The 11,730-nt window shown below is 72.2% G+C and carries 12 protein-coding genes; 10 read left to right on the forward strand and 2 right to left on the reverse strand.

What is annotated here, in order from left to right; genetic code table 11:
- Nucleotides 1-18: 18 nt before the first annotated feature.
- From AB0O36_RS24220 to AB0O36_RS24235, 4 genes are all read left to right on the forward strand, one after another.
- Nucleotides 19-456, forward strand: coding sequence for a MarR family transcriptional regulator (locus AB0O36_RS24220; protein WP_365113938.1), 438 nt, complete (start codon nucleotides 19-21; stop codon nucleotides 454-456).
- A 246-nt stretch (nucleotides 457-702) separates the two neighbouring features.
- Nucleotides 703-1,818, forward strand: coding sequence for an alpha/beta hydrolase-fold protein (locus tag AB0O36_RS24225; RefSeq protein ID WP_365114058.1), 1,116 nt, complete (start codon nucleotides 703-705; stop codon nucleotides 1,816-1,818).
- 229 nt (nucleotides 1,819-2,047) lie between these two features.
- The gene (locus AB0O36_RS24230; protein ID WP_365113940.1) at nucleotides 2,048-3,124 is read left to right on the forward strand and encodes an alpha/beta hydrolase-fold protein; all 1,077 of its coding nucleotides are present in this window, start codon (nucleotides 2,048-2,050) and stop codon (nucleotides 3,122-3,124) included.
- Between the two features lie 5 nt (nucleotides 3,125-3,129).
- Nucleotides 3,130-3,906 carry a trypsin-like peptidase domain-containing protein gene (locus tag AB0O36_RS24235; protein ID WP_365113942.1) on the forward strand — a complete coding sequence of 259 codons (777 nt, stop codon included), beginning with the start codon at nucleotides 3,130-3,132 and terminating at the stop codon, nucleotides 3,904-3,906.
- A 37-nt stretch (nucleotides 3,907-3,943) separates the two neighbouring features.
- Here the strand turns inward: AB0O36_RS24235 and AB0O36_RS24240 are convergent, their stop codons facing one another.
- A complete protein-coding gene (locus AB0O36_RS24240) occupies nucleotides 3,944-4,795 on the reverse strand; it encodes an EamA family transporter (protein ID WP_365114060.1) in 852 nt (283 codons plus the stop codon).
- Between the two features lie 254 nt (nucleotides 4,796-5,049).
- The gene (locus AB0O36_RS24245; protein WP_365113944.1) at nucleotides 5,050-5,901 is read right to left on the reverse strand and encodes an isocitrate lyase/phosphoenolpyruvate mutase family protein; all 852 of its coding nucleotides are present in this window, start codon (nucleotides 5,899-5,901) and stop codon (nucleotides 5,050-5,052) included.
- Between the two features lie 561 nt (nucleotides 5,902-6,462).
- Between AB0O36_RS24245 and AB0O36_RS24250 the strand changes: the two genes are divergently transcribed.
- From AB0O36_RS24250 to AB0O36_RS24275, 6 genes are all read left to right on the forward strand, one after another.
- Nucleotides 6,463-8,037 carry a S8 family peptidase gene (locus tag AB0O36_RS24250; RefSeq protein WP_365113946.1) on the forward strand — a complete coding sequence of 525 codons (1,575 nt, stop codon included), beginning with the start codon at nucleotides 6,463-6,465 and terminating at the stop codon, nucleotides 8,035-8,037.
- A gap of 69 nt (nucleotides 8,038-8,106) precedes the next feature.
- Nucleotides 8,107-9,213: a septum formation family protein gene (locus AB0O36_RS24255; RefSeq protein WP_365113948.1), complete on the forward strand. Its 1,107-nt coding sequence runs from the start codon at nucleotides 8,107-8,109 to the stop codon at nucleotides 9,211-9,213.
- Nucleotides 9,214-9,336: 123 nt separating this feature from the next.
- Nucleotides 9,337-10,089: a GntR family transcriptional regulator gene (locus tag AB0O36_RS24260; RefSeq protein WP_365113950.1), complete on the forward strand. Its 753-nt coding sequence runs from the start codon at nucleotides 9,337-9,339 to the stop codon at nucleotides 10,087-10,089.
- Between the two features lie 259 nt (nucleotides 10,090-10,348).
- Nucleotides 10,349-10,534, forward strand: a complete 186-nt coding sequence (locus AB0O36_RS24265; protein ID WP_365113952.1) for an SPOR domain-containing protein — start codon at nucleotides 10,349-10,351, stop codon at nucleotides 10,532-10,534.
- Between the two features lie 28 nt (nucleotides 10,535-10,562).
- The gene (locus tag AB0O36_RS24270) at nucleotides 10,563-11,051 is read left to right on the forward strand and encodes a (deoxy)nucleoside triphosphate pyrophosphohydrolase (protein WP_365113954.1); all 489 of its coding nucleotides are present in this window, start codon (nucleotides 10,563-10,565) and stop codon (nucleotides 11,049-11,051) included.
- A 143-nt stretch (nucleotides 11,052-11,194) separates the two neighbouring features.
- A complete protein-coding gene (locus AB0O36_RS24275) occupies nucleotides 11,195-11,623 on the forward strand; it encodes an ATP-binding protein (protein ID WP_365113955.1) in 429 nt (142 codons plus the stop codon).
- Nucleotides 11,624-11,730: the final 107 nt, after the last annotated feature.

Consider the following 11,730-nt stretch of genomic DNA (forward strand, 5'->3'; position numbering starts at 1 on the left):
GGGCTTTATGATTCGGACATGACCTCCATGCCCGCCGAGGAGCGCATCGGCTCCCACATCAAGCGCGCCGAGCAGGCTCTGATGGCGGCGAAGCACGCCGCGCTCAAGCCGGCCGGAGTAACGGTTCCTCAGTACGCCGCGCTGCTCTGCCTCGCCGAGAACCCCGGGATCTCCGCCGCCGCGCTGGCCCGGATGTGCGGGGTCACGCCGCCGACGATGAACACCGTGCTGAAGAACCTCCAGGAGCGCGGACTCATCGAGCGCACCCCGCACGAGTGGCACCGGAACGTGCTGGAGACCCGGCTCACCGACGAGGGCCGGACCGTGATGGCGGTGGCGGACGAGGCGGCCGTACGGGTCGAGCGGGCGCTCGCCGGGACGTTCACGGAGGAGGAGCGGGAACTGCTGGTCACGCTGCTGGGGCGGTGCGGCGAACTGCTCGACTCCCGGCCCTGAGGCCGGAAGGGCGCCCCGTTCATCGGGGATTCACATCATCTTTTTGACGGGATTTGCAACCCGGCGGGGCATGGATGCATCAGGACCAATGGGATGACCACCCGTTTGTCCGGCGTGATGCGCGGGGCAGCCATGACCTTCGGAGCGAAGCCCGTGCACCAGTACCCGCCCCAGCCGCCCCAGGCGCAGCAGCCGCCCCAGGCGTGGCAGATGCAGCAGACGCAGCAGATGGACCGGACGCAGCCGATGCCGCGGATGCATCACGCCTACGAGCCGCCGCAGCCGCCGCCAACCCGGCGGTCGCGCAAGAAGGTCTGGATCGGCGCGGCGCTCGTCGTCACTCTGCTCGCGGGCAGCGGTGCCGGCTGGGCGTACTGGAAGACGGACTGGTTCGACGGCAACGGCCAGACGGTGAGTTACGGCACTCCGTCCGCGGCCGGCGGCGGGAAGACCGGCGGTGGGGCGACCGGTGACGGGAGCGCCCCGGCGCCGTCCGGGGACCCGGACCTGTCGCTGCCCACCGGCCCCGCGGCGACGTTCAAGCAGACCGGCAGGCTCGACGACGGCACCCGCATATCCAAGACCCGCCTCAAGGGCGCCAAGTCCGGCTTCGAGGGCGACGTATGGGTGTGGACGCCCAAGGAGTACGACGATCCCCGGTACGCCAAGAGCGGTTTCCCGGTCCTCATCGCCCTCCCCGGCGGCAACGGCTACCCGGCCAACTACTGGGCCGACCGCAGCCTCGGCCTGCAGAAGGCGATCGGCGAGGGCGTCAAGAAGGGCACCAGCCTGCCCTTCGTCGTGGTCATGCCGGTCCTCAACCCGGACGGCAAGTACTACTACGACGGCTCCGACATCCCCGGCCGCGCCAAGATGGGGACCTGGATGGCCGAGGACGTCCCCGACTTCGCCAAGGCCAACTTCCGCACCTGGAAGTCCCGCGACGGCTGGGCCTTCATGGGCAACTCCTCCGGCGCGTTCGTCGGCCTCAAGCAGGTCCTGCAGCACCCGGACCGCTTCAAGGCCGTGATCTCGAACGGCCCCGACATCGTCCCCGACTCCCCCCTCTGGCGCGGCCACCAGAAGGAGATGGACGCCAACAACCCGGAGAAGCTGGCCCAGAAGATGATCGACAGCCCGGGGAGCCCCGAGGTGTACGTCAACTTCCAGTACGGCACCAAGGAGGGCGGCCGGGCCAAGCTGGACCAGTTCAGGCAGAAGTACGGCAAGGGCCCGGTCAAGGTGGACATCCACGAGATCCGGGGCGGCGACCACAACGGCTGGGACTACGTCCGGGGCATGAAGGAGAGCGCCCTGGAGAAGACCAGCAAGGTGATGAAGGCCCCGGTCCCGGAGCGGTGATTCGCCGTTCGCCGCGTTGACGACCGCCGGACCTTGCCGCTGCGCACGGGGCGGCCGGAGCCGGTGGTGGCCGTGCAGGCGGCGGCGCGTTCGGCTGGTCCGGCGGCCACGAGTGGCGCGCGCCACGTCCGTTCCCGACGCGCCGGGCACCACCGGAGGCAACCCCCGAGGGGATTTCGGGCTCCTATCGTGTGTAAGGGGGATCAATCGGTAACCATCGGAGAGTTCCGTGCAGCATGACCAGCAGGGTGGCCCGACCGGCCCCGCCGTCCGGCCCCGTCGCAGGCGTCTGCTCCTGATCTGCGGGGCGCTCGCGCTCGCCCTGTCCGCCGGGGGCGGTGTGGCGGCGTACCGGGCCGACCTGTTCGGCGACACGGGCGAGCCGATCAGCTTCGGGAAGACCGAGGCCGCCGATCCGGCGGACCCCGTCGCCGGCCCCGACATCCGCATGCCCACCGGCCCGGCCGCCCGCTTCGTCCGCCAGGCCCGCCTGCCCGACGGCACCGAGATCGGCAAGACCACCCTCAAGGGCGGCAGGTCCGGATTCACCGGCGACGTCTGGGTCTGGGTCCCCAAGGAGTACAACGACCCGGCCTACGCCCGCAGCGCCTTCCCGGTGCTGATCTCACTCCCCGGCGGACGCGGCTATCCGAACAACTACTGGGGGACCGGCCCCGGCCTCGGGCTCCAGCAGGCCGTCACGGAAGGCGCCAAGGCCGGCCGCAGCCTGCCCTTCGTCCTCGTCATGCCGGTGATCAACGCCGACACCAAGCACCACTTCGACGGGTCGGACATCCCCGGACAGCCCAGGATGGGCACCTGGATGGCCGAAGACGTGCCGGATTTCGTCAGGGCCAATTTCCGCACCTTCACCTCCCGTGACGGCTGGGCCTTCATGGGCTCCTCCTCGGGCGGTTTCGGCGCGCTCAAGCACGTCCTGAAGCACCCCGACCGCTTCAAGGCGGTCATCGCCAGCGGGGTCGACACCGTCCCCGACTCCCCGCTGTGGAAGGGGAACAGGCGGGCGATGGACGAGAACAACCCGGAGAAGCTGGCCGAGAAACTGATCAGGGCGGGCGGCCCGGACGTCTACCTCAACTTCCAGATCGGTACCAAGGAGGGCGGGCGGGACATCGCAGAGAAGTTCATGCGCACCTTCACCCGGGGCCCCGTGCACACTCGCCTGCAGGTGATCCAGGATGGATCGCACAACGGCAAGTCGTACGTACGAGGCATGAGGGAGGGGTCGCTGGAGTGGATCAGCAAGGTACTGCTCGCACCCAGCCCCGATCCCGGGGCCCGATGAGCCACGTGGGCAAGGGCATATCCGCGATCGTGGCCGCGGCGCTGGCGATGGTCACGATGGCCCTGTTCAAACCCAGCCCCGGGAAGGCGGCCGAGCACCCGTTCCCGACCGTGGGCGTGCTGATGGCCAACGGGGAGCACTGGTGCACGGCGAGCGTGGTCGACAGCCCGAAGGGGAACGTGGTCGCCACCGCCGCGCACTGCGTGGCCCCGGAGGGCAAGGACGGGGAACCGGGCGAGGTCGCACACGACGGTCTCGCCATCGGTGAGCTGTCCTTCGCCCCCGCCTTCTCCGGTGAGGGGTCCGGCCGGCAGCCGCTCGGCGTGTGGCGGGTCAGCGCCGTGCACGTCGACGACCGCTGGTCCAAATGGGGCGAGGACACCGCGGACTACGCCTTCCTGACGGTCGAGCCGGACGAGGACGGCCGCAGCCTGCAGGACGTGGTGGGCCGCACCCGGGCCCCGCTGCCGGACTGGCACTCGGGGTACGAGCGGGAGGTCACGGTGGTCGGCTACCCGGAGGAGGACCACAACCCGGAGAACAAGCCGGTCTCCTGCACCACCCGGACCGACCACGACGAGGACGACCCGGACATGCTGTACATCAAGTGCGCCGGCTTCTGGACGGGCACCAGCGGCAGCCCGTGGATCGCGGACCGCGGCCCCGACCGGCCGGGCCGGCTGATCGGGGTGCTCAGCGGCGGCGACACCGACGTGGACTCCACCGCAGCCCTCTTCGACGACCGCGCCGAAGCCCTGTACGAACGGGCCGCCCGGGGCTGACGCACCGCCCTCGGCCGGGCAGGCCCCTGCCGTCGGCTCAGCTCCGCCGCTCGGTCCGTACGATCACGCAGACCGCCGCCACCACGATCGCGCCGCCGACCACGATCGGCCAGGTCAGCGCTTCGTCGAGGACCAGCGCCCCGAGGGCCACGGCGACCACCGGGTTGACGTACGCGTAGGTGGAGACCAGTGACAGCGGTGCCGCGCCCAGCAGCCACACGTACGAGGTGAAGGCCACCAGCGACCCGAACACGATCAGGCCGGCGAGCGCCGCCCACGAGGCGGTGGACACGGCACCCGGGTCGAACTCCTGCAGGTCTCCCCGTACGAGGCCCACCAGCAGGCCCGCGACACCGCCCGCCACCATCTCGTACGCGCTGGCCGTGAACGGGTTGGCCGGCATGGGCAGGCGCCCCGACGAGAAGGAGCCCAGCGACCAGGTCAGGGTCGCGCCCAGCACCAGCAGGACGCCCCACAGCCCCACGTCCCCGCTCAGGCCGGGACTGCACAGCACCGTGAGCCCGGCCATGCCGAGCAGGACGCCGGCCAGCGTGCTCGGCGAGGGCCGGTCCCCGGTGACGGCCCGCAGCAGCACCACCCACATCGGGACGGCCGCGATCAGGAGCGCGGCGAGGCCGGAGGGGATGTCCGTCTCGGCCAGTACGACGAAGCCGTTGCCGCAGGTGACCAGCAGCACGCCGACCAGGACCGCCGAGCCCAGCTGCCGGCCGTTGACCTTGAGGGCGGCCGGGCCCTGGCGCCAGGCCACCAGGGCCGTGAGCAGCAGTCCGGCGGTGATGAACCGGATGCCGGACGAGAGGAAGGGCGGGATCGTCTCGACCACGATCCGGATGCCGAGGTAGGTGGATCCCCAGACCAGGTAGACGATGCCGAGCGCCGCCCAGACCGCACCCGTGACCTTGCGGGAGCCCGGAGCGGTGGCCCCGGAGGCGGTGCGGGCGGCGGTGCCGGCCGTGTCGGCGTCGGTGTCGGCAGTGGCGTCGGCGGTGGCGTCTGCGGGCCCGGCGGCGGGCGGGGCTTCCGGGCTGCTCTCCGGAGCGTTCGATGTGGGCACGTCAGGATCCTATGGTCGTTGGTGGATGCAGGTATCCGAATATCCGCCCCGCCCCCTCGACCGACGGGTCACGCCCCCGGTCGGTCGTCCCCCTTGAGCAGGGCGTTGAGCTCCGCGTACGGCAGGGAGTCGGTCAGTGCCCCGTAGGTGCCGCCCGTCAGGAGTTCCTCGGCCGCCCGCTTCACCAGCGCGTACGCCGCCTCCGCGACCCACGATCCGAGGCTGACCCGGGACACCCCCAGGGCCCCGAGGCCGGCGACGTCCGGGGCGCCCGGGCCGGCCAGGACGTTCAGCGGGGCCGGGACGCCCTTGGCGAGCTCGGCCACGGTCGCCGGGTCGTGCACGCCGGGGACGAAGACGCCGCTGGCCCCCGCCTCCAGGTAGCCAGCGGCCCGGGCCAGGGTCTCGTCCAGGCGGGCCGGGCCGTCCGCGCCGTACCCGCGGAGGTAGGTGTCGATGCGGGCGTTGACGTACAGCGGGACCCCGGCCGCGTCGGCGGCCGCCCGTGCCGCCGCCAGCCGTTCGGCCTGCTCGGCGGGGGAGCGGTGGCGGTCCTCGATGTTGATCCCGACGGCGCCGGCGTCCAGCACTCCCGTGACCGTCTCGCCGACGGCGTCCGCGTCCGCGCCGAAGCCGCCCTCGATGTCGGCGGTGACCGGTACGGACACGGCGTCCACCACCCGGCGGATCAGGTCCAGCGCGCGGTCCCGGGCGAGCGCGTCCCCGTCGGGCGAGCCGAGGGACCAGGCCACTCCGGCGCTGGTGGTGGCGATGGCGGGCGCGCCGGCGGCCTGGACGATCCGGGCGGTGGCCACGTCCCAGGCATTGGCGAGGGCGAGCGGGGAGGCGGGAGTGTGCAGCGCGGCGAAGGCGCGGGCCCTGGCGGCGACTTGGGGGGAGGGGGACGCGTGAGTGGTCATGGGGCCATTCGACCAGGGGGAGTCCGCGCGGGTCCCGCGGATTTCCGACATGAACGCCGCCGCGCGGGCCCGTGGGTCGCCGCCACCCCGCCCGCCACCCCCACCCGGCGCATGCGCGCGACCGGTCCGCCGCCGTGTCCGCGCCGTATTGCGCGCGCACGAAACATGCACAACTCCGTCCGGATGCCGGTGACTTCGGAAGCAGGGGTTCCGGCGCTCCGTCGGTGGCGGGATTCCGACCCCGGTCCGTCCGGCCGGTCCGGCCGCCTCCGTGCACCTCATCCCATGGCCGCCCGTACGGCGGACGCGCGGGGCGGCGTACGGTGCGGCCCGGCCCGCTTGGCCGGAACGGGTGCTGGGCACCGGAGGCCGTGTGTGCAGCGGCGCTTTGCCGGATCGTGGCATCTGCATGACGCGCTCATTACACGGTTGTGCGCCCCTTGTGGGACCGCCTGATGCTGGGTCAGTCTTTTTGCGGCGACCGGCCCAACGGCGCAATCGATTGTCATGGGCATGTCGCAAACCCCCCGCAGCGCACCACCTATGAGGAGGACCCCTCACATGTCCGTGATGCGTCACACCCGCCGGAAGCTCGCCGGAGTCAGCGCGATCGCCGTCGCCGCGCTCGCCGTCGGCGCGGCCGCCACGTTCCCGGCCTCGGCCGCCGGCGGAACCGCCGCGGCAGGCGTGATCGAGAACGCCGGAGCCTCCGGCACGGTCGCCGACAGCTACATCGTGATCCTGAAGGACTCCGCCGCGCGCTCCACCCTCGCGAGCGGCAGGTCCGTGGCGGAGCGCCACGGCGCGAAGATCGAGCGCGTGTACCAGGCCGCGCTCAACGGCTACGCGATCTCCGCCTCGGAGGCGCAGGCGAAGAAGATCGCCGCCGACCCGGCCGTCAAGTCCGTGGTGCAGAACCGGACGTTCACCGTCAGCGCCACCCAGCCCAACCCGCCGTCCTGGGGCCTGGACCGCATCGACCAGGCGGCGCTGCCGCTCAACCAGAGCTACACCTACCCGGACAAGGCCGGCGAGGGCGTCACCGCGTACATCATCGACACCGGCGTCCGGATCAGCCACGGCGACTTCGGCGGCCGCGCCTTCAACGGCTACGACGCCATCGACAACGACAACGTCGCCCAGGACGGCCACGGACACGGCACGCACGTCGCCGGCACCGTCGCCGGAACCTCCTACGGCGTGGCCAAGAAGGCGAAGATCGTCGGCGTCCGGGTGCTCAACAACCAGGGCTCCGGCACCACCGCCCAGGTGGTCGCGGGCATCGACTGGGTGACCCGGAACGCGGTCAAGCCGGCCGTGGCGAACATGTCCCTCGGCGGCGGCGCCGACACCGCCCTGGACACGGCGGTGCGGAACTCCATAGCCGCCGGCATCACCTACGCGGTCGCGGCGGGCAACGAGAACACCGACGCCAGTACCAAGTCCCCGGCCCGGGTCGCCGAGGCGATCACCGTCGGCGCGACCACCAACACGGACGCGCGCGCGAGCTACTCCAACTACGGATCCATCCTGGACCTGTTCGCGCCCGGCTCGAACATCACCTCGTCGTGGAACACCAACGACACCGCCACCAACACCATCTCCGGTACGTCGATGGCCTCGCCGCACGTCGCCGGTGCGGCCGCGGTGTACCTGTCGCAGAACCCGTCCAGCACCCCGGCCCAGGTCAGCGCGGGCCTGGTGGCCGCGGCCACGCCCAACGTGGTGACCAGCCCCGGCACCGGATCGCCGAACCGGCTGCTCCGGGTCGGCGCCGGCAGCACCAACCCGCCCGGCCCGAAGTTCGAGAACGCCGCGGACTACGCGATCAACGACAACTCCACCGTGGAGTCCCCGGTCACGGTGAGCGGAGTGGCGGGCAACGCCCCGGCCTCCCTGCAGGTCGCGGTGGACATCAAGCACACCTACATCGGTGACCTGAAGGTCGACCTGATCGCGCCCGACGGCACCGCCTACACCCTGCACAACCGGAGCGGCGGCAGCACGGACAACATCGCGCAGACCTACACGGTCAACGCTTCGAGCGAGGTCGCCAACGGCACCTGGAAGCTGCGGGTGAGCGACAACGCCAGTATCGACACCGGCAAGATCGACGCCTGGTCGCTGCAGTTCTGACCACGGTGAACGAGTGAATGCGGGGGCGACCGTTCCGGCGGCCGCCCCCGCTGCGTACCATTCGCACCCGTGAGCGACCAGACGCCCGACCCCTGGGCCCCGCCCGTCCACCCGACGCCCTGGATTGCCCCCGCCGGTCAGGCCCCGTGGAGCCCGCCCGGCCCGCCGCCGCGGAAGCGGCGCACCCGGGTGCTGGTGGCCGGGGCGGTCGCCCTGGCGGTGGCGGTGGCCGGCACCGGAGTGGTGCTGCTGGGACGGGAGTTGGCCTCTGGTCTGGAGGACCTGGAGCGGGAGTCCGGCTCCGGGCGGGGCGGGGCCGCCGGATCGTCCGCGTCCATCGGCGAGGTGCGGGCGGGGGACTGCTTCAACGTGCCGGGCGGCCGGCTGGAGGGCCCCACCCCCAGGGTGTTCACGGTCGCCTGCGCCGAACCGCACGACGCCGAGGTCACGGCGGTCCTCGACGAGCCGCGCCGCCCCTACCCGGGGAAGGACGTGCTTGACGAACGCTCGGGCGACCGCTGCTGGCAGGCCCAGGACCGCTACGCCATGGACGCGTGGGCGCTGCCCGCGTACGCGCAGAGCCACTACTTCGCACCCTCCCGGGAGGGCTGGCGCGCCGGGGACCGCAGGACGGTGTGCGTCATCGCCACCACCGGGACGGAGCACCGGGGGAGCGTCCGGCAGCCCGAGGAGCGGTTCACGCCCGACCAGCGCGCCTTCCTCGGTCCGGTGAACCGGGTGGAGTTCGTACTCGCCGACCAGCCGGAGCCCGAGCCGGAGCAGGCCCCCGCGGCCTATCGCGACTGGGCCCGCCGGGTGGACGGGGCACTGGCCGTGGAGGAGCGGGCGCTGGGCGGGCTGACGGGCCGGTCGGAGCTGCGGCGGGCCGCGGCGGCCCAGCTGGAGGCCGTACGGGAGTCCCGGCGCGCCTGGGCCCTGGCCGCGCGGGCGAAGGGGACGACCGCCTTCGAGGAGCAGTGGGACGCGGGGCTGTCGGCGCTCTCGGTGGAGGCGGAGCGGGGACTGCGGCGGGAACTGGGGCTCTCGGACAGGGTTCCGGAGTGGCTGCAGGAGTTCGAGGACGGGCGCGGGGGGTCGGAGGGCGGTTCGGGGGGTGGCTCGGGAGGCGGTCCGGGGGGCGGTCCCGGGGACGGCCCGGCGCGCGAGTCGGCGTGACCCTCGGTAACGGGTTTGAGTGACCTCGTTTCATCACATCGAGTGAAACCCTGGCCCTTGCTTGCGGCGCTCAACCGCTGGTTGTCAGGCTGTAGCTGTCTGTCAACCTGAGGGGAGTGGCTCGTGACTTTCGGTGAGCAGCCGGCCTATCTGCGCGTCGCCGGGGATCTGCGACGGAAGATCGTCGATGGGTCCCTGCCTCCGCACGCCCGGCTCCCCTCGCAGGCGCGGATCCGGGAGGAGTACGGGGTCTCCGACACCGTCGCGCTGGAGGCCCGCAAGGTCCTGATGGCCGAAGGGCTGGTCGAGGGCCGCTCCGGTTCCGGCACCTACGTGCGCGAGCAGCCGGTGCCGCGCCGGGTGTACCGCTCCGCGTACCGCTCGGCCGTCAGCTCCACCCCCTTCCGCCAGGAGCAGGCCGAGGCCGGTGCGCGCGGCACCTGGGACTCCAGCAGCGAGCAGGCCGAGGCTCCGGAGGCGATCGCCGGGCGGCTCGGCATCGCCCCCGGCGACCGGGTGATGCGCACCCGCTACGTCTTCCGGGACGCGGGCGAGCCGATGATGCTCTCCACCTCCTGGGAGCCCCTCTCGGTGACCGGCCGGACCCCGGTGATGCTCCCCGAGGAGGGTCCGCTCGGCGGCTGCGGCGTGGTCGACCGGATGGCCGCGATCGACCTGGTCGTGGACAACGTGGTCGAGGAGGTCGGGGCCCGGCCCGGACTCGCGGACGAGCTGCACGCCCTGGGCGGCGTACCGGGCCATGTGGTCATGGTCATCGGGCGCACGTACTTCGCCTCCGGGCGGGCCGTGGAGACCGCGGACGTCGTGATCCCGGCGGACCGCTACCGCCTCTCGTACCACCTGCCCGTCAGATAGGCCCCCGGGCGGGCCCGGGTGGGTTCGGTGGACCCGTTGGGCCCGGCGGACCCGGGGGTCCCAACGGTCTTTTCGCAGTGGGTCGTTCGCGCCGCGCACACCGGCGCGCACGGCCCACTCGTACGCATGGCCGGATGCGTACGCCTGTGAGGTATCTCTTGGTGAAAACTCATATCCGCTGAGTGAAGGTCGGGCGTAAGCTCAGGCATATGCGCAATGCGGTTTCCTGGGCAGGTACATCGGCGGAGGGTGAAGCGCGATGAACGACAGCGGTGCCCTGCTCCCGTGGCTGGTCATACGGCAGGACGACAACGGCAACCGCTACCGGGTGGGCCGCTACGCCACCCGGGCCGAGGCCCAGAAGGTCGTCGACAGCCTCGACGACCGCGGACACAAGCAGCTCTACTGGGTCGAGCGTCTGGGCCAGACCGCCACCACCAACTGAACCGACCGGAACGGCGTAGGCTCCGCTCATGACTGAACGCATGGTCGTGGGCGGGGCCCTTTTCCATGAGGGGCGCCTGCTGGCCGCCCGCCGCAGCGCGCCGCCCGAGCTGGCCGGCCGCTGGGAACTGCCCGGCGGCAAGGCCGAACCGGGTGAGAGCGGGCCCGACGCCCTGGTGCGCGAGCTGCGCGAGGAACTCGGCGTCGAAACCGAGGCGCTGGAGCGGATCCCGGGGGAATGGCCGCTGAAGCCCGGCCTGGTGCTCCACGTGTGGACCGCTCGGCTGCTGTCCGGTGCGCCGGAGCCGCTGGAGGACCACGACGAACTGCGCTGGCTCGGCCCGGACGAGCTGGACTCCGTGGACTGGCTCGACCAGGACCGCCCCGCGGTCGCCGAGGCCGGCCGCCGACTGCGGGCCGGTGCGACGCCCACCCGGTCCGGCGTTTCCGGTGTGTCCGGGGCATCCACCCGGTCCGGCGTTTCCGGCGGGTCGTCCGCCTCGTCCGGGGGCGCATGAGGGGCATGCCGTAGGCCGTACGTGCCACTGTGCGCCGGTGGATGGGCCCCCGGACGGTAGGACGCCCGAAATATCGGGTATGTCGTCATTGTCCCCATCTCGTCCCTGAAGAACCGCACTGGGGTCCGCTGCCGGCCCGGGAAGTGATCGGAGTGATCGAGACAGACGGCGAGTGCGCCGAGTGGGCCTTTCCCGCCGAACCGGGTGCCGTCCGGACCGCCCGCCACGCGGTGCTCGGCAAGCTGCTGGCCTGGGGGCTCGACCCCCTCTGCGAAGTCACCGTCCTGCTGGTCAGCGAGCTGGTGACCAACTCCCTGCGGTACGCCTCCGGCCCCATCGGGGTCCGGCTGATCAGGCGCTATCCGGCCACCGAGGGCCAGGCGGAAGACCCCTCCCTGCTGGTGGAGGTTTCCGATCCGCTTCCGGATCCGCCCCGCGAACGGCCCGCCACACCCGACGACGAGGGCGGCCGCGGACTCCAGCTGGTGGCGGTCTCGGCGCGGCGCTGGGGGACCCGGCGCGGCAAGACGGGCAAGACAGTGTGGTTCGAGTTGCCACTTCCTGGTGAGTAACAAGGGGAAGGACGGCACGGGCGACGCCCCGGGCGGTACCGACCGGCGGCAGCCGGAGGCCCCCGGGGAAGATCACGGCGGATGGCTCAAAAGCAACGAGACCTTGC

It is taken from the genome of Streptomyces sp. NPDC089799 (assembly GCF_040684755.1).
Classification (GTDB): Bacteria; Actinomycetota; Actinomycetes; order Streptomycetales; family Streptomycetaceae; genus Streptomyces.

What these genes read in the sequence shown, in the direction of transcription:
- AB0O36_RS24220 (WP_365113938.1), top strand. Translation starts at nt 19, where the DNA reads ATGACCTCCATGCCCGCCGAGGAGCGCATCGGCTCCCACATCAAGCGC.
- AB0O36_RS24225 (WP_365114058.1), top strand. Translation starts at nt 703, where the DNA reads ATGCCGCGGATGCATCACGCCTACGAGCCGCCGCAGCCGCCGCCAACC.
- AB0O36_RS24245 (WP_365113944.1), bottom strand. Translation starts at nt 5,901, where the DNA reads ATGACCACTCACGCGTCCCCCTCCCCCCAAGTCGCCGCCAGGGCCCGC.
- AB0O36_RS24250 (WP_365113946.1), top strand. Translation starts at nt 6,463, where the DNA reads ATGTCCGTGATGCGTCACACCCGCCGGAAGCTCGCCGGAGTCAGCGCG.
- AB0O36_RS24265 (WP_365113952.1), top strand. Translation starts at nt 10,349, where the DNA reads ATGAACGACAGCGGTGCCCTGCTCCCGTGGCTGGTCATACGGCAGGAC.
- AB0O36_RS24270 (WP_365113954.1), top strand. Translation starts at nt 10,563, where the DNA reads ATGACTGAACGCATGGTCGTGGGCGGGGCCCTTTTCCATGAGGGGCGC.